This window comes from Brevundimonas phoenicis, from assembly GCF_047237745.1.
Classification (GTDB): Bacteria; Pseudomonadota; Alphaproteobacteria; order Caulobacterales; family Caulobacteraceae; genus Brevundimonas.
The window spans coordinates 2,064,328-2,081,235 of sequence record NZ_JBDFLN010000001.1 but is presented as its reverse complement, the minus strand read 5'-3'; the positions used below and the strand labels follow the sequence as shown (position 1 = coordinate 2,081,235).

Below are 16,908 nucleotides of genomic sequence, written 5' to 3'. Positions count from 1 at the left end.
GGCGCTCAGGCGCCGCCGTGCGGCTTCGCGTCGGAAGGGCGTGCGGTCGGCGTCTTCTTGAAGGTGTCGCCGATCTCGCGCGCGTCAGGGCCATCCGGACCCGCGCGACGGCGGGATTCGCGTCCGACCCGACGCACGACCTCATCCGGCGTGTCGGCGTCGGGCTTGCCGCCAGGGATGGCTGCGTTTCGCTCTCGACCCTCGGACTGCTTCTGTTGGCCCATCGGACTCTCCCGTCATGGCTTTGCACTGAGGAGAGGACGGGGCCTGAAATTGTTCCCGTCGGCGACGGGGCGAGCGCCTTCTGTCGGGTGACGGTCAATGGCAGGCGAAGGGTGAACCCTGCGAAGGAGGGCGGGATGGAAGGGAGCCCCTCGGGGCGATCAGTGAAAACAAGGGAGTGAACAATGGCTGAGAACCAGCAACAGGGTCAGCAACAGCAAGGCTCGTCGTCGTCCAATCGCGGCTTCGCCGCCATGGACGAGGACAAACAGCGCGAGATCGCCAGCAAGGGCGGGTCCAGCGTCGATCCGGAAGACCGCAGCTTCTCCAAGGACCATGAACTGGCGGCGGAAGCGGGTCGGAAGGGCGGGCAGGCTTCGCATGGAGGGGGAGGAGCCTCCGCCTCGCGTCGGGACGATGACAGCGACGGTTCGGGGCGCGGCGGCAATTTCGCCGACGATCCCGAACGCGCTGCGGAGGCCGGACGAAAGGGCGGGGAACGCTGATCCCTTTTGCCCGGGTGTAAAGGAGGCCGCGGCAGCGGCCTCCTTTTTCGCGTCGGGAGGAACCGTCCCGGATGCAGGGGCTTACCATTGATTGAACGAAATCGTTCGGCGCCGCTTGGACCAAGAGCCAAGGGCCTTCTGGATCAAATCATGACTGGATTTCACGCCGATGTCGGGGGCGGGCGTTCGTCCGCGCGCGGCAGGACGAGGCTGGAGGACCATCCCGTCTACGTGGTCCTGCCGCCGAAGGTTCAGGCTGTCCTGACAGAAACCGCGCGGCGCCTTCCGCTGGGTGCGGGAGAGTCTCCTCCAGGCGACGCCCTCTATTTCGTCCTGAACGGCGCCCTGGGCTTCTTTCCGTCCGGGCGGCGAATTTGCGTGGGCGTGATCCCTCCCGGCGGCGTTCTGGGCTGGGAGGCCGCCATCGGCGCGACCCTCCAGGCTCATGAGACGCGAGCCGTCCTGCCGACCGAGGGCTATGTCGCGCCGTTGAAGCCAGTCCACGCCGTGTTGAGGGACGCCTGGATTCACCAGTTTCTCGCCGCCTATGCCGCGTCGCGCGCGCGCGCGCTCGGCGTCGAGGCCGCCTGCAACGCCCGGCATACGGCCCTCCAGCGCCTGGCGAAATGGATCGCGCGTCTCAACAACGCCGCCGGGGAGGAGAGGGGAATTTCAATCACCCAGGGCGAACTGGGGAGCCTGCTCGGCCTGCAGCGCACCAGCGTCAACGCAGCGTGCCGCCATCTGCACGACCGGGGCGCCGTCCGGATTCGTCGCGCGCGACTGGTTGTCGTCGATCAGGACGCGCTTTCGGAAGCGGCCTGCGATTGCGACGCCCGCTTGGCGGACGGCCCTGCGGAACGGCGCCTCCGCAACCGGTTGAACTAAGGGGCACAGCCCTTGCGGGAGCCGAAACCGGACGGCGGCGTTGCTTGGGAATGACTTCGATGCAGGACGCCGCGCGGGCGGACGACAGCGCCTACATCCGCGATCTGGGCCGAGCCTTCGGCGGCGCGCTGCTGTTCAGCCTGCCCCTGCTGATGACGACGGAGATGTGGGCGCTCGGCTTCGCTGCGGAACCGGAGCGGCGTCTCGTCTTTCTGCTGGCGGCGCTGCCGGTGCTGTTCGGGTTGGCGCATTACGCCGGGTTTTCGGCTCGCCGGGGTCTGGTCAACAATGCGCTGGATACGCTGGTCGCCCTGGCCGTGGGCTTCGTCACCGCCGCTGCGCTTCTGCTGGTCTTCAACGTGCTGGATTTGAGTTCGCCGGGGTCCGCCGTGGGACAGATGTCCCTGCAGGCGGTGCCCGCCGCGCTGGGCGCCCTGGCGGCGCGGCGCCAGCTGTCGGGCGATCCGGACGAGGGCGACGAGGATGAGGCCTCCTATCCGGGCGAGCTGTTCCTGATGCTCGCCGGCGCCCTCTACTTCGCCATGAACCTGGCTCCGACCGAGGAGATGCGGCTGATCGCCTATATGACCACGCCGATGGGCGCGCTGGGCGTCCTGGTCCTGTCGGTGATCTTGCTGCACCTGATCGTCTTCGAGGCGGGTTTCGCGGGGCAGGAAGAGGCGGAAACGCCGGTTCGGGCCTTCTTCGACTTCACCCTGCCGGGCTACGCCCTGTGCCTGCTGGCCAGCCTCGCCATGCTGTGGGTGTTCGGCGGGGCGGACGGTCATGGGCTCCAGGCGCTCATGGCCAATGTCGTGATCCTGGCCTTTCCGGCGGCGATCGGGGCCGCGGCCGCGCGGCTTCTGGTGTAGTCGTGACGGACAAGGAGAAGCAGAAAGCAGGGAAGAAGGACGTGTCGCGGCTGCAGTGCGCCTGCGCCCTGATTGGGCTCCTCATCACCCTCTTTGCGGCGGGCGTGCTGGCGCGAGCGGCCTTCTTGGTTCCCTCGCCGGCGGCGCTGACGATCAGAAGCGAGGCGGTTCGACCTTCATCCGGCGGATGGGTGGTCGACGTCGTGGTCGCCAACCAGGGCGACCTGGCCGCCGCCGCCGTGGATATCGAGGGTCAGGTCGGCGGCGAACGCTCCGGCGCCTCGCTCGACTATGTTCCCGGACGGGGAGAGAAGAAGGCCAGCCTGGTCTTCTCGCAGGCGAACAAGCCGGATCCGGCTTTGCGCGTGCTGGGCTGGTCGGAGCCGTAACGGCTTGAGACCACGACCGGTCAGAGCTGTCTTGTCTGGAACAGCCCGTCTGACCTCCCGTTGTCGAGCGGGGTGCAATCGACGGAGAAACGACATGAAGAAGATGCTCGCAGCCGGCGCCTTAGGCGTCCTGATCCTTGGCGGCGTAGCGGTGGCCCAGACCACCGGCGCACAGAATAATCAGCCTGACCCCAGCATGCAGACGCGATCCTCCGACCAGATGTCCAATCAGGACACGGCGACGCCCTATAATCAGAGCTCCACCATGGGGTCGCAGAACGCCATGCAGGACGGTTCGGCCTCGCAATGGGCCGGCGAACGGGGCTGAGCCCTCGCAAGACGCGACCGACTAAACCAGGAGCGGGGCAGGGTGATCGCCGACGAACGGTCTTGGCCGTCGTCGGCGGCTGCCTGTTGTTGGCTCTGTCCAGCCCCGAAGCGTCGCCGCCGAGGCCGTCGACCAGCTCTGAGCCTCTGCAGCTTTACGAGCGGACGTGGATCCGCGATGGACGACTCACGTCTGAAGCGGAAACCGTCCTGAAGTTGATGGCGGCGGCGGAAAGGCACGGGCTCCGGTCCGAGCTGTATCTGACCCCTGCGCTTGAGAGTCGCTTGAGTGAAATGGCGGCGCGGCCGAACCAGCGCGCCGCGCTGAAGGCGGAGGAAGCGCTCGCCGAAGCGTTTTTCCGCTTCGCCTCCGATGTTCGCTCCCCAGGAGCCATGGTTCAGGTGGTCGACCCCGCCGCATCGCTCAAACCCCTTACGCCCTCTGAAACTCTGAGCGCGGTCAGGCGAGAGGGGCCCGAACATGTCGTCAGACTGGCGCCAGAATACGAACGTCTGGCAGACACGCTCGAACAATGGCGAGGGCGCTGGCGCAACCTCCCTCGACTGCAGTTGCGCGAGGGCCCGGCTGTTCGCCCAGGCGCAACCGATAAGCGCATGCCTGCCCTCCGGACGCGGCTGGGCCTCGCGCCAGGCGGGGCATCCGCCATGCTTGACCCCGTATTGGCCTCGCGCCTGGAGGATTTTCAGCGATGGCACGGCCTGGACCCAACCGGAATCCTGAACGGGCCGACGGTCAGGGCGCTCAATCGCGATCCTGAGGAGTATGAGAGGCTGATCCTGACCAATATGGCTCGACTCCGCGCCTTGCCGATAACAGAACCGCGCCGCCGCGTGCAGGTGAATATCGCTTCGGCAGTTCTGACGGCGAAGGAGAACGGCGAGACGGTTCTGACCATGCGCGTGGTCGTCGGACGCAAGGACACGCCCACCCCGATGCTCGCCGGCGCCGTGCGTTACCTCGTGCTCAGCCCTTACTGGAATCTCCCGCAGGATCTGGTTCAGAGCCGGGTCGCGCCGGTGGCGCTCATCCGGGGTGACGCGGCGTTGAAGGCGGGCGGTTTCGAAGCCCTGTCAGACTGGTCTCCGAAGGCACGACGCCTGCGCGCCGATGAGGTCGATTGGAAGGCCGTTGCGGCCGGCGAACGACGCGTGCGCGTGCGGCAGCTGCCGGGCGACCGCAATATGATGGGGGCGGTCAAGTTCATGTTGCCCAACGATCTGGGCATCTATCTTCACGACACGCCGTCGCGCGGTCTCTTCAGCGCCCCCCAGCGCGCTTTCAGCGCCGGCTGCGTCCGGTTGGAGGACGCTCAAGCCTTCGGACGATGGATTGCAGGCCGAAACCTCGCGGATCTGGCTGACGGTTCGGCCGAGCAACGGGTGGATCTGGTCGAGCCGGTGCCTGTCTATCTGCTCTATCTGACGGCGGAGCCTCGGCCGGGCGGCGGGCTGATCCTTGGGCCCGACCCCTATGGCTGGGATGGTCTGTGAGCATGTCGGGAAGCGGACCTTCGCCACCCGTGGCTGTTGGATGCGTATCGGTCAGGTGCAGCAGGAGAAAGACCATGGCGGGACTCCAGGAACGATATGGGCGCGGGAACGAAACGGCGGCTGAGATCGCCGAGGACGACGCCAGCGCAGACGCGGCGGCGCCACGTTGGAACAAAACGGCCGGGAAGGGCGGGGGCGCCATGTCGGACGGCGATCGCGCGACGGCGGCCATGGCTAGTCGACATGATCGTTTCGCGGGCTCGGCCGTGGGAGTCGGGAGCGTGAGATTCGACGACTACGGCGTCTACACCAGCGCGGACGGGGCCGTCGGGGACGGCGAGGTCGCCGAGCTCCTGATCGACGGTCAGGAAGAAGTCTTTGCCCGCACGGAGGTCGAGCGCGGCCGCATCGAACATCATGCCGGCGAGGACAGCTCACCCGCTCAGGGCGGGTCCCGTAGGGAGGGCTAGACCATTCCGCCGTTCAGGTTGCGGCGCATCCCGCCCCCAGGACATCAGGGGCGTGGTCATCCCGTTTCCGCGCCGCACGCGAAGGCGGCCCCATCGGCTTGCCTGGACAGCGGCCTGGCTCGCGGCGGGGGCCGTGGCTTTGTCGGGCGTCTTCATCGCCGGCCAGGACCTTCTGCGCGGCGCCCGCGAGGTCTCTTCCGTCGCGGCCGATGAAGTTCCCGGCCGGAGGTGAGCCAGATCAGGTGGTTCGCGTCGCCGCCGCCGTGGAACGGTCATCGCTTTTCGCGTTCTCGCCGGCCTTGTAGACCTTGATTTCCGGGGAGGAGATGCCGTCGGATCGGCCGTCTGTCCGCGCAGGGGGCGTCACGGTCGGATCGATCGCCGCGGCATCCCCGCCCGGAGGCCGCGCCTTTCCTCTGCTGTCGCGCGACGCCCGAGAACTCATGAGGCTCTCCTCAGCGCAGCGTCCGGGCCCCAGAGCGTCGCGCGATAGGCTTCGAAGCATTTCGCGCCGGCCTGCAGGCGCATGACGGCGCCTTCAGCCAGGGCGCGAAGACAGTCGGGCCTCTCCGCCGCCAGGGGGCGCAGAATCTCCCCATTCCAGGCTTTGGAGTGCTCCACATCGAGGGTGGCGTGCAGGGCGAAGTACTTCCGCTCGGCCCCGATCCCCAGCCGCTTCAGGCCCTCGGCGACGTGAGCGGCCCGCCAGGGTGCGGTCAGCTCGACCGCCCCCAGGGCGCCCAGGGCGTGATAGGCGTAGCGTCGAGTCGTCGAGAAGGCCACGAGCGTGTTGCCCAGCGCGAGCGATGGCCAGACGGTGCGCTCAATAGCGGGCCGGAGATCAAGCGCCTGGGCCAGCCGGTCCAGCATGGGCCCGTGCATGCCGCCCTCGCGTCCCCGACCCATCTCATCCCAGTAGTTGCGCGCAAGCTCCAGCTTCGGTCTGATCGGCATCTTCACCTGGGCCATGGCGACCAGGTCGTCGAATCCCGCCTCGCCGGCCACCTCCTGAAGCAGGAACCAGCGCATGTCCTCAAGCGTCGCCGTTTCGGCGAGCCAGGGGAAGAGCGGGTCGTTCTCACCGGGACCTCGCCCTTGAAGCGCCTCGAACCAGCCGACGAAGTCGGCGGGCTCTGTGGGCATGTCGGCCAGCCAAGGCTGGGCCGCTTGGCGGGCGCGTTCCATGGCCGCGCCCTCCAGAAGACGCATTTCGGCGTCCGCTCGAAGCTCCCTCTCCCAGTCGTCGTGGGGCAGGGCGGGGTTGAGGCGGCGATGATTCCATTCGGCCAGGCGGCGGTGAAGCGCGGCCGGCTCGAGGGCGTCGAAGGGGCGGAAGGTCGAGGCGAGGCCCGAGCGGGTCATGATCGGCTCCTGAGTGCTTGGGCTCTCCATACGCGGCGTTTCATCGGGCGGTTCCCGCAGGCGGAAATTGCCGTGATCAGGGGACGCGCGAGACCGGTTTAAGACACAGGAACTGCCGCCGGGAGGGCGGGTTCAAGCAAGCCCTAACGGAGTAAGGCAGTGGAACACAAAGGTTTTGACTGGATGATCCAGGGCTCTGGATCGACGTGGACTTGGACGATATCTGCGCGAGGCGAGACGCGGCCGGCGCTTCAGGGGACGGCGCCGACGCGCCCTATAGCGGCGGCCATGGTGATCCGCTGCCTGGTCGCAGGCGTAACCGCCCCCGCAGCTCGGATGGAGATGGCGGCATGACGTCTTCGGACCGTCCCGCGCGAGTTCTGGAGCGCGCCCTCTATCGCGGACCTCATCTCTACAGCGCCACGCCCATGGCCAGGATCCAGCTCGATCTCGGGCGTTTGGAGAATTGGCCCACGGATCGTCTGGGGGACTTCAGATCGTTGCTGCTGACCCTGCTACCAGGTCTCCGCAACCACGGCTGCTGCTACGGGGAGCCCGGCGGGTTCGTGCGGCGCCTTGAGGCAGGGACCTGGTTTGGACATGTCGTCGAACACGTGGCGCTTGAGTTGCAGACCCTCGCCGGCGCGCCGGTCAGTCGCGGCAAGACGCGCTCGGTGCGCGGTCGGCCCGGCGTCTATGACATCCTTTATGCGTATGGCGTGGAGGAAGCGGCCCTCTTGGCGGGCCGCCTCGCGCTGCAGCTTTGCGACGGTCTTCTGCCCATCGAACTCAGCGGCGTCGAAGGCCTGGACCGGATCTGCAGCGACGATACTGCGCCAGGCGTCGAAAAGATCCGCTCCGCGGAAGCGGCCGTCGAGGCCCTGACGGGCCTCATGCGGCGCCACGCCCTGGGACCCTCGACCCAGGCGTTGGTGGACGCCGCGCGTCGCCGAGGCGTCCCGCTCGAACGGATGAATGGGCAGAGCCTGATCCGGCTGGGTTGGGGGGCGCGTCAACGCATGTTGCGCGCCAGCGTGACAGACCGGACGGGATTGATTGCGGCCGAGCTGGCCGGGGACAAGGCCCAGGCGAAGGCCCTTCTGGCGGCCATCGGTTGTCCGGTGGCCGAAGGCGAAATCGTCTCATCCGCTGAGGCCGCCAAGGCCGCAGCGCGACGCCTCGGCGGACTTGTGGCGGTCAAGCCTTTGGACGCCAATCATGGACGCGGAGTGTCGACCGCCCTGTCGGAGCCGGAGGAGGTCGTCCGGGCCTTTTACGGGGCTGTCGCTCACAGCCGGCGCGTCATCGTGGAACGGCATCTGGAGGGCCGGGACCATCGCATACTGGTGGTTGGAGGGCGCGTCGTGGCGGTGTCGGAACGTCAGCCGCCCTTTGTCGTCGGCGACGGGCTCAGCACGGTAGCCGAACTGGTCGAAGCGCTGAACAGCGATCCCAGACGCGGCGACGGCCACGAGAAGTTCATGACCCGGGTTCGACTCGACGACCAGGCCGTCCTCGCCAGCCTCCTTCGTCAGGGGCTTTCCATGCGGGACCGTCCGGCGGCCGGTCAGAAGGTCCGCCTGCATCCGGCGGCCAATCTCTCAAGAGGCGGGTCGGCGATTGATCGCACGGACGAAATCCACCCCGAAAATGCGGCTATCGCCCGACGGGCCGCCTTGGCTCTGGGGCTGGACGTCGCTGGCGTCGATATGCTGGCGCCGGATATTCGCCGGTCCGTACGGGAAACCGGTGGAGGCGTGGTCGAGGTTAATGCAGCCCCTGGGCTGCGCATGCACCTGGCGCCGTCGGAAGGCGCGCCGCGCGATGTTGCGGGACCGATCATCGACATGATGTTTCCGCCGGGGGCGCGCGCACGCGTGCCGATTGCGGCCGTCACCGGGACGAACGGCAAGTCAACGGTGGGGCGGATGGTCGCCCATGTGCTGACGGTCCAAGGCCTGACTACGGGCCTCACCAACACCAGCGGGGTCTACATAGGGGGCGAACGGGTCTGGAAGGGAGACGCCAGCGGACCGCGAAGCGCGCGCATGGTGCTGCGCGACCCGACTGTCGAGGCGGCTGTGATGGAGTGCGCCCGCGGGGGCATCCTTCGCGAAGGTCTCGCCTTCGACCGGTGCGACGTCGGTTGCGTGCTGAATGTTCAGCCCGACCATCTGGGACTTAAGGGGGTCGAGACGCTCGAAGATCTCGCCCGCATCAAGTCTGTGGTGGTCGAAAGCGTGGCGCGTCGGGGCCTGAGCGTGCTCAACGCTGACGACCCCCTGACCATTCGTATGGCCAGGCACGCGGGCGGTCGGCTGTGCTGGTTCAGCATGCGGGGCGGGGCCGAGACGCCAGGCTTCGTGTTGAAGCATATCGCAGAAGGCGGTGCTGCGGTTCTTTATGACGCTGCGACCGACGACATCGAGCTCCACGACAGGGGCGGGACGGACCTGGTGTGTTGCGCGGCCGAAATCCCGGCGACCCTCGAGGGGCGCGCCGCCTTCAATGTCGCCAACGCCCTTGCGGCCGTCGCCGTTTGCCATGGCTTGGGCGTCAAGGCGGATCGGATCGGATCGTCGCTGCGCAGCTTTGCGTCCAGCTTCGAGCAGAACCCCGGCCGCCTGAACGTTCATGACGGCCATGGCTTCAGGGTGATCCTGGACTACGCTCATAATCCTGAAGGCCTGCGAGCGCTGGGAAGACTGGTGCAGGCGATGCGGCCCCCGGAGGCCGCAGATCGCCCCTCGGAAGTCCTGTTGGAACCGGCTCATGGCTGACGGTGCGCTTATCATCATCGGCGGGCACGAGGACAAGATGGGCGAGCGCCTCATCCTCAAGGAGGTGGCGCGTCGACTGAAGGGAGGCCGACTGGTCGTCTGCACCGTCGCCTCCCATGAGCCGGATGGCTATTTCGACGCCTATCGCAAGGCCTTCAGCGGATTGGGCGTCGACGATCTGGTCGAAATCTACGTCGACGAGCGCGCCGAAAGCTGGGACGCCGACAAGCTCTCCCCCTTCGAGAACGCCGCGGGAGTCTTCTTCACCGGCGGCGACCAGCTCCGCTTATCCAGCCAGATTGGAGACACTCCGATCGAACGGAGCGTTCGGCGTCTGTATGAGAGGGGCGGCCTGATCGCCGGCACCTCGGCCGGCGCCTCCGTCATGAGCGAGACCATGCCTGTGAAGGGACCGGCCGAAGAATCCTATCGCATCGGCGAGCTGCATATGGCGCCGGGACTGGGATTGCTGCGGGACGCCATCATCGACCAGCATTTCGCCGAGCGTGGGCGTTATGGACGTCTGCTCGGCGCCGTGGCGCATAATCCGAGACTGCTGGGCCTTGGCGTAGACGAGGACACCGCCCTCGTGGTCGAAGGACGCCGGATGACTGTTTTGGGCGCCGGAGCAGTCTATGTGGTCGACGGCGAAGCCGCCACTCATTCCAATATTGCGGAAGGCCAGGCTGACGACGCCCTGTCGCTGTTCGACATCCGCATGCATGTGCTGGCTCATGGCGACGGCTTCGACCTGGACGCGCGAAGGCCTGCGGCGGCTGCGCGCGACACGGCCGACTAGCTCCCTGATTGGGCGGCTGGGTCCGGTTGATCGACGAGCGTCCCGGGCGCCGCGTTCATGTCGCGCCCGCGCGGCGTCAGGAATACGGCAAGCACTACGATAAGAATGAATACGCCTGTGATGATCCAGGCCGCCTTGTTTCGCCGCATGAGCACTGTTCCTTTTCTTGATCCTTAAGGCCAGCGCGCACGCGGCGAGGGCGTTGCCTGCGTGCGGAGGACGACATTGCGGCGGTCAGACCGGAGAACAGTCAAGGCGAAGGTAGGCGTCGTCGAACTCGGCCGCCTCGATGAGGCGTTGGCGATCGATGACGCGAACCTGGGCGCCTTTCCAGCTAATCCAGCCCGTGTCGCGCAAAATCTGCAAGGTGCGGTTGAGATGCACCGCGGACATGCCCAGAAAATCCGCCAGATCCTGCTGTCGGATCGGCAGGTCGAAGACGCCGTCGTCGACGAGGCCGACTGCGCCCAGCCGAGCCTGCATCTCGCAAAGAAACAGGGCTAGTCGCTCCAGAGCCGTCTGCTGGCCGACCGCCAGCAACCATTCGCGATGCATGGCGGCGTCCACGACCGTCTCCAGCCAGAGGAGCCGCGTCAGGTGCGGCTGATCCTCGGTGATGCGCCTCAGTCGGTCATGTGGAACGGCCGACACGACGCAGGGTGAAAGACACAGGACGCCATGATCCATCTGCCGCATGACGAGGCTGTGCAAGTCGACGAAATCGCCTGGGCAGTTGACCTGGGTGTACTGGCGCCGTCCGTCGGCCAGCTCGCTGTACCGGGCGGCGAAGCCGGAAAGGAGAAGGGTGCTGATCTCCGGCCGTTCGCCTGGGCCGACGAGCTGCGCGCCGGCCGGTTTGAGCACCGGCTCTTCCACGAGTCCGGCCAAGGCTGCGGATTCCTGAGCGGTCAGACAGTCGCGTCTGGCGAGCTTGAGTTCGAGCCGACGCGTGGGAGGAAGGTGGAGCATGGCGTCCTCTTGCGAATACAGGCCAACGCCAGCGGTTCGTAGTCGTTGCGGCTCCCGAGCGGGAGCCGCTCCTTCCCGTCAGGCAATTCTCCTGAGGGGCGACTCCGGCGCCTGAAGGAAGCTCTTGCTTTCAGGAGCGCGCACAGGCGCGGCCCGGTCGGCGAGGCTCGCAGCGGGGGCGACGCAGCAAGAGGCGGCCCGGAGACCTTCCAAATCCAGGATGCGGGCCCGCCCTCTGCCGAAACGAACCAGACCCAGAGCCTGGAGCCGGGCCGCTGCGACATTGACGCTGGTGCGCTGGACGCCCAACATCTGGCCGAACTGGGCCTGTGTGATATGCAGCGGCGCGCCGGCGGATCCCTCGTGCAGTCGTACAATCCATTTGGCGAGCCGATCCAGGACCGCATGGGAGGCGTTGCAGCAGGCCTCGGCCTCCAGTCCACGCAGACGCTGCTGCGCCTGCAGCATGACCAGTCGTGTCAGCCAATCCCGACCGAGCGTGTCGAGGATCGAGGCCGCGGGGGTGCTGAACAGCAGGGTTTCCACCAGGGGGACGGCCACTGGACCGGGGGAGGTCGGCCATAGGGCGCGGTCCCATCCTTGAACCGCCCCGGCGGGTACGAGCGAAACGCAGATGTCGCCGGCCCCCGGGAACAGGCCCACCGCGCCGTTCAAGACGAAATGCAGTTCGTGCTCGGCGAGTGCCCGGCCGAAGCTCTGAGTCCGTTGCAGACGGCCTGTCGCCTCTATTCGCTTTCGAGCTTCAAGCGGCAGCGCTTGAAAGACCGGATGGTCGGCGACCCCCAGTTCGCGGGCGGGGGCGGTGATGAAGGCACGGCTAGGCGAGAACGAAGACAAACGCGACATGGGAATTCCTCCACGTCGGGAGCATGGCATGCCGCCGAAGAGCTCACGTTCACATGGGTTAAGCCGCAGGCTTTAGGAGCCGTCGGCGCCGGGTTCCGCTTGTCTGAAGGCGTCCTTAGGGCAACCTCAGTTCGTACGAATGATTGTGGAGCGGCTGAGCATCAGGAGTCTGACCATGCCGCCAAGCCCACATGAAAAATCCGCCACCGCTGTTCACGAGCAGCGTCCGATTGAAGCGCAGTACGCCCGCCAGGGTCGCGGCGGGAGGCGCATTATGATCATCCTCGCGGCGGGCCTCGCCTTGACGGCTGTGGGGTTCGGCCTGGTTTGGCTATCCTGGTCGAAGCCCCTTTCGGAAGCGCCCGTCGACAACGGTCTGCTTCCGGAGGCCGCGCCTTATTTTCAGGACGACGGCCAGGGGGGCGAGGCGCCTGCAAGGGAAACGCCGCGATGAGAGGCGCGCATTTAATGCAGGGCTTCGCAGGCCTGGTCCTGATCGGGCTCGGGCTCATGACGGCAGGCTCCAGCTTTCAGATCGGAGATGCCTCGCCGCTGGGCCGGGCCTGGGCGGCCCTGGCGGCGGGTCTGTTTCTCGTGCTCGATCAGATCATGTTTCGCAGGGACCATCCGTGACATCGCCATCTATCGGCGAGGCGCGGAAGAACGCTGCGCCCCCGGAGCGGCTGCTCGCCGAAGGGAGAGCGTTCGCCGGCAGATCAACCGGATGGAGCGCTTGCGGGAAAAGGGCCTGGAGCAAGCTGCTGTTGCGGCTGGGCGTATCCCGTTGGACCTGGCCTAGCCTTGAGCATGCGTTCGGGCATAGGCGACGCCGCTGTCGCGGGCGCCGGGAAGGCCTGATGAGGGAAACGCCGCGTCGATCTGTTTAGGCGTTTCGATGTGCTTCCGTACCCAAGTCGGAAGGCGCCATGAGATCGGCGAGGGCGGCGACGGCGCCGGCGATCTGGCGTCGCTTGTTCGGCGACAGCAGCGCGAGCCTCGCCAGCACATCCGAATGAAGTAGGTCCGGCGCCTCGGCCAGGGCCTGGTGCCCCGGCTCGGTCAGGCGCGCGTGGACGATGCGACGATCCGTGGTCGATCTGTACCGGACGATGAGGCCGCGCGCCTCCAGTCGGTCGAGCACCGCCACCACGGTCGGCGGCGACATGGAGACGTCCTGGGAAATGGCGCGGGTGCTGACCTCGCCGAGACGACGGATGGATTGCAGCACCAGAAGCTGCGGCAGCGTCAGGCCTGTCAGCCGGGCGATCTCGCGCGAGCGGACGTCGATCGCCTGGGCGATGCGGCGGACCGAGCGCACCAATGACGCCGTGGCGTCGGCGGCTGACGGCAGGGGAATTTCGCTCATTGGGTTGAACTCATTCGTGAACTAACCATTTGTACGCGCTGCATCCACACTTCAAGGAGGACCCATGTGCGGTCTTAGCGGCGAGATCAACTTCGACGGGCGCCCCGCCGACGCCGGCGCGGTACAGCGGATGACGGACGCCCTCTCGCCCCGGGGACCGGACGGATCCGGCATAGTGATGCGTGGGCCAGTGGGATTGGGACATCGGCGCCTCATGATCATCGACCTGTCGGAGAAGGCGCAGCAACCGATGGTGGACGCCGATCTGGGCGTCACTCTGGCCTTCAACGGCTGCATCTACAACTATCCGGAATTGCGCGAGGAGCTTCAGGGCCTGGGTTTCCGCTTCTTCTCGCACGGCGACACGGAGGTGATCATCAAGGCCTGGAAGGCCTGGGGCGAGGCCTGCGTCGAGCGGTTCAAGGGGATGTTCGCCTTCGTCCTGCACGAACGCGACAGCGGTCGGATCGTAATCGCGCGCGACCGTTTCGGCATCAAGCCGCTGTATCTGGCCGAACGAGGCAGGCGGCTGCGTTTCGCATCGACCCTCCCGGCGCTTCTGGCGGCGGGCGACGTCGACAGGACAATCGATCCGGTGGGTCTGCACCATTATATGACCTTTCATGCGGTGGTGCCGCCGCCCCACACCATTCTGAAGGGGGTGAAGAAGTTTCCGCCGGCGACGATACGTGTGATCGAGCCGGACGGCGCGTCGCGCGAACGGGTCTACTGGCGCCCGGACATGGCGCGCCACGCCGGGGACGCAGCCCTGACCGCCGAGGACTGGCGCGATCAGGTGCTGGACGGCCTGCGCATAGCGGTGAAGCGCCGCATGGTCGCCGATGTGCCCGTCGGCGTGCTGCTGTCGGGTGGAGTGGATTCCAGCCTGATCGTCGGCCTGTTGGCCGAACTGGGTCAGAAGGACCTGATGACCTTTTCGGTCGGCTTCGAGGAGGCCAACGGCGAGAAGGGAGACGAGTTCGTCTATTCCGACCTGATCGCCAGACACTATGGGACGAAGCATCATCAGATCTTCGTGCCGCACCAGCGGCTGATGGAGGCTCTGCCCGGCACGATCGGCGCCATGTCCGAGCCGATGGTCAGCTATGACAATGTCGGCTTCTACCTGCTGAGCCAGGAAGTCTCGAAACACATCAAGGTCGTCCAGTCCGGGCAAGGGGCCGACGAGGTGTTCGGCGGTTACCATTGGTATCCTCCGATGGTCGGGGCCGCCGACCCTGTCGAGGCCTACGCCGGCGCCTTCTTCGACCGCAGCCACGAAACCCTGAAAACCCAGTTGAACGGCGCCTATATGACGGATGTCGATGTCAGCCGGGCTCTGGTCGAGGCGCATTTCGCGCAAGCCGGGGCGGAGACCTCTGTCGACAAGGCGCTGCGGCTGGATAGCCAGGTGATGCTGGTCGATGATCCGGTGAAGCGGGTTGATAACATGACCATGGCCTGGGGACTGGAGGCGCGCGTGCCCTTCCTGGACCATGAACTGGTCGAACTGGCCGGACGTATCCCGCCGGAACACAAGCTGGCCCAGGGCGGCAAAGGCGTGCTCAAGGCGGCGGCGCGCCTTGTCGTCCCATCAGAGGTGATCGATCGCAAGAAGGGCTACTTCCCGGTGCCCGCGCTCAAATACATCCAGGGTCCCTATCTCGACATGGTGCGTGAGACCCTGACCAATCAGGCGGCGCGCGACCGCGGGCTGTTCGACAGGGCCTACCTGGATCGGCTGTTCAACGACCCGACAGGCCATATCACCCCTTTGCGTGGTTCGGAGCTGTGGCAGGTCGCCGTCCTCGAGATGTGGATGCAGCAACATGGCGTCTGATCTTCGTCTCGCGCGTCCCAAGGCGCACCGGCTGAAACGCATGCGTCATGAAGGCCTCAAACCGCCCGTGCCCTCGGGACGTGAGTCCGTGCGCGATGCCGTCCTTGACTGCGGCTGGGGCCGCCTTCTGTTCGCCCAGACCTTCGAGACCGCCGCGCCTCTGGTCGAGGCTCTGCGCGCGGAGGGGCCGGATCGCCGCGACATCGCCTTCTACGTCCGCAATCCCCACGTCCTGCTGGCCTCGGCGCCGCAGGAGCTGTTCCTCGATCCGTCCCATACCTATCGGCTGGACCTGGCGACCTATCGGTCCAGCCGCCGTCAGCCGCGGGGCTTCACCGTTCGCCGTCTGATGTCGGAAGCGGACGCCCAGACGGTCAATGATATCTACGCCAAGCGTCGCATGGTGCAGGCGCCGCCGGATTTCCTCTGGTCGCATCGCGACGACCGGACCCTCTCCTATTTCGTCGCGGAGGACCTGACGACCGGAGCGGTGATCGGCACGGTGACGGGTGTGAACCACGCTCGCGCCTTCGAGGATCCGGAGAACGGCGCATCCCTCTGGTGCCTGGCGGTCGATCCCCAGGCGACACAGCCGGGGATCGGCGAGGCTCTGGTCCGCCGTCTGGCGGAGCACTTCAGGACGCACGGCCTGGCCCACATGGACCTGTCGGTCATGCACGATAACGCCCAGGCGATCGCCCTCTATGAGAAGCTGGGTTTCCGGCGCGTCCATTTCTTCGGCGTGAAGCGCAAGAACCCGATCAACGAAGCCTTGTTCGTCGGGCCCTCGGATGATCATGCGCTCAATCCCTATGCCCGGATCATCGTGGATGAAGCGCGGCGACGGGGCATCCAGACCGATATCATCGACTCGGAAGGAGGGCTGTTCCGCCTTTCCTGGGGCGGACGCTCCGTCCGCTGCCGCGAAAGCCTTTCGGAGCTGACCTCGGCCGTGGCTCTCAGCATCTGCGACGACAAGAGGGTGACCCGCAGGATCGTGGAAGCCGCCGGAGTGCGCGTGCCGCGCCGCATCGATCCGCAGAATCTCGGCGCGATCGACGAAGCGCTGGAGACCTATGGTCAGCTCGTGGTCAAGCCTGCGCGAGGGGAACAGGGCAAGGGCGTGGCCGTGGGTTTGAAGACCATGGCCGACGTCCAGGCGGCCCTGCTGCGCGCCCGGCGCATCTGTCCGGACGTCCTTGTCGAGGAGCAGGTGGAAGGCGAGGATCTGCGCCTGGTCGTGATCGACTATGAGGTCGTGGCCTGCGCCGTGCGGCGTCCGCCGCGCGTCATCGGCGACGGACGCTCGACCTTGCGGGTCCTCATCGAGCATCAGAGCCGTCGGCGCGCCGCCGCCACCGGGGGCGAATCCAGCATTCCCATCGATGCGGAAACGGAGCGCACCCTGGCGGAGGCCGGTTATGGCCTGGATGACGTCGCAGGGGAGGGCGAGGAGATCCTCGTGCGCAAGGCGGCCAACCTGCATCTCGGCGGCACCATCCATGACGTGACGGACGAGGTGCATCCGGTTCTGGTCGAAGCGGCCGTGGCGGCGGCGCGGGCCATCGACATCCCGGTGACGGGGATCGACCTCATGGTGCGTGCGCCGGATCAGCCGGATTACGCCTTCATCGAGGCCAATGAGCGCCCTGGCCTGGCCAATCACGAACCCCGCCCCACGGCAGAACGGTTCATCGATCTGCTGTTCCCGCTGTCGGCGCGCCCCGACGCCTGAGACT

General features: G+C 66.7%; 18 protein-coding genes. 13 read left to right on the top strand and 5 right to left on the bottom strand.

All coding sequences use genetic code 11. From position 1 onward, the window contains the following. Positions 1-5: 5 nt before the first annotated feature. On the bottom strand, positions 6-224 hold the full coding sequence (locus tag ABC419_RS10290; RefSeq protein ID WP_412877567.1) for a hypothetical protein: 219 nt from the start codon (positions 222-224) through the stop codon (positions 6-8). 183 nt (positions 225-407) lie between these two features. On the opposite strand from ABC419_RS10290, the gene ABC419_RS10285 reads away from it, so the two are divergent. From ABC419_RS10285 to ABC419_RS10255, 7 genes are all read left to right on the top strand, one after another. Further along, positions 408-728, top strand: a complete 321-nt coding sequence (locus ABC419_RS10285; protein ID WP_412877568.1) for a con-10 family general stress protein — start codon at positions 408-410, stop codon at positions 726-728. A 150-nt stretch (positions 729-878) separates the two neighbouring features. Beyond that, positions 879-1,616 carry a Crp/Fnr family transcriptional regulator gene (locus tag ABC419_RS10280; protein WP_412877569.1) on the top strand — a complete coding sequence of 246 codons (738 nt, stop codon included), beginning with the start codon at positions 879-881 and terminating at the stop codon, positions 1,614-1,616. Positions 1,617-1,675: 59 nt separating this feature from the next. Further along, positions 1,676-2,488: a TIGR02587 family membrane protein gene (locus ABC419_RS10275; protein ID WP_412877570.1), complete on the top strand. Its 813-nt coding sequence runs from the start codon at positions 1,676-1,678 to the stop codon at positions 2,486-2,488. A 2-nt stretch (positions 2,489-2,490) separates the two neighbouring features. After that, positions 2,491-2,877, top strand: coding sequence for a hypothetical protein (locus ABC419_RS10270; RefSeq protein WP_412877571.1), 387 nt, complete (start codon positions 2,491-2,493; stop codon positions 2,875-2,877). Positions 2,878-2,971: 94 nt separating this feature from the next. Then, positions 2,972-3,205, top strand: a complete 234-nt coding sequence (locus ABC419_RS10265; protein WP_200165228.1) for a hypothetical protein — start codon at positions 2,972-2,974, stop codon at positions 3,203-3,205. A gap of 62 nt (positions 3,206-3,267) precedes the next feature. After that, the gene (locus ABC419_RS10260; RefSeq protein ID WP_412877572.1) at positions 3,268-4,716 is read left to right on the top strand and encodes a L,D-transpeptidase family protein; all 1,449 of its coding nucleotides are present in this window, start codon (positions 3,268-3,270) and stop codon (positions 4,714-4,716) included. Between the two features lie 74 nt (positions 4,717-4,790). After that, positions 4,791-5,186: a hypothetical protein gene (locus tag ABC419_RS10255; protein WP_412877573.1), complete on the top strand. Its 396-nt coding sequence runs from the start codon at positions 4,791-4,793 to the stop codon at positions 5,184-5,186. Between the two features lie 441 nt (positions 5,187-5,627). On the opposite strand, the gene ABC419_RS10250 is transcribed toward ABC419_RS10255, so the two are convergent. Beyond that, positions 5,628-6,548, bottom strand: a complete 921-nt coding sequence (locus tag ABC419_RS10250; protein WP_412877574.1) for an iron-containing redox enzyme family protein — start codon at positions 6,546-6,548, stop codon at positions 5,628-5,630. A 350-nt stretch (positions 6,549-6,898) separates the two neighbouring features. Here ABC419_RS10250 and cphA point away from each other — a divergent pair, with 350 nt between their 5' ends. Both cphA and ABC419_RS10240 read left to right on the top strand, forming a co-directional pair. Then, positions 6,899-9,328: a cyanophycin synthetase gene (gene cphA, locus ABC419_RS10245; protein ID WP_412877575.1), complete on the top strand. Its 2,430-nt coding sequence runs from the start codon at positions 6,899-6,901 to the stop codon at positions 9,326-9,328. Next, positions 9,321-10,127, top strand: a complete 807-nt coding sequence (locus ABC419_RS10240; protein WP_412877576.1) for a cyanophycinase — start codon at positions 9,321-9,323, stop codon at positions 10,125-10,127. The genes cphA and ABC419_RS10240 overlap by 8 nt, the downstream gene beginning before the upstream one ends. Before the next feature lie 234 nt (positions 10,128-10,361). On the opposite strand, the gene ABC419_RS10235 is transcribed toward ABC419_RS10240, so the two are convergent. Then, positions 10,362-11,096 carry a Crp/Fnr family transcriptional regulator gene (locus ABC419_RS10235; RefSeq protein ID WP_200165222.1) on the bottom strand — a complete coding sequence of 245 codons (735 nt, stop codon included), beginning with the start codon at positions 11,094-11,096 and terminating at the stop codon, positions 10,362-10,364. A 78-nt stretch (positions 11,097-11,174) separates the two neighbouring features. Beyond that, positions 11,175-11,963, bottom strand: coding sequence for a Crp/Fnr family transcriptional regulator (locus ABC419_RS10230; protein ID WP_412877577.1), 789 nt, complete (start codon positions 11,961-11,963; stop codon positions 11,175-11,177). A gap of 274 nt (positions 11,964-12,237) precedes the next feature. Here ABC419_RS10230 and ABC419_RS10225 point away from each other — a divergent pair, with 274 nt between their 5' ends. Together ABC419_RS10225 and ABC419_RS10220 are read left to right on the top strand one after the other, a co-directional pair. Further along, positions 12,238-12,417, top strand: coding sequence for a hypothetical protein (locus ABC419_RS10225; protein WP_346522538.1), 180 nt, complete (start codon positions 12,238-12,240; stop codon positions 12,415-12,417). Positions 12,418-12,431: 14 nt separating this feature from the next. After that, complete coding sequence (locus tag ABC419_RS10220) at positions 12,432-12,596, top strand: hypothetical protein (protein ID WP_200165219.1); 165 nt, start codon at positions 12,432-12,434, stop codon at positions 12,594-12,596. 250 nt (positions 12,597-12,846) lie between these two features. Here ABC419_RS10220 and ABC419_RS10215 read toward each other — a convergent pair whose 3' ends face one another. Then, a complete protein-coding gene (locus tag ABC419_RS10215; protein ID WP_200165218.1) occupies positions 12,847-13,329 on the bottom strand; it encodes a MarR family winged helix-turn-helix transcriptional regulator in 483 nt (160 codons plus the stop codon). A 64-nt stretch (positions 13,330-13,393) separates the two neighbouring features. Here ABC419_RS10215 and ABC419_RS10210 point away from each other — a divergent pair, with 64 nt between their 5' ends. After that, a complete protein-coding gene (locus tag ABC419_RS10210; RefSeq protein WP_338575421.1) occupies positions 13,394-15,169 on the top strand; it encodes an N-acetylglutaminylglutamine amidotransferase in 1,776 nt (591 codons plus the stop codon). 88 nt (positions 15,170-15,257) lie between these two features. After that, the gene (gene ngg / locus ABC419_RS10205) at positions 15,258-16,904 is read left to right on the top strand and encodes an N-acetylglutaminylglutamine synthetase (protein WP_338575419.1); all 1,647 of its coding nucleotides are present in this window, start codon (positions 15,258-15,260) and stop codon (positions 16,902-16,904) included. Positions 16,905-16,908: the final 4 nt, after the last annotated feature.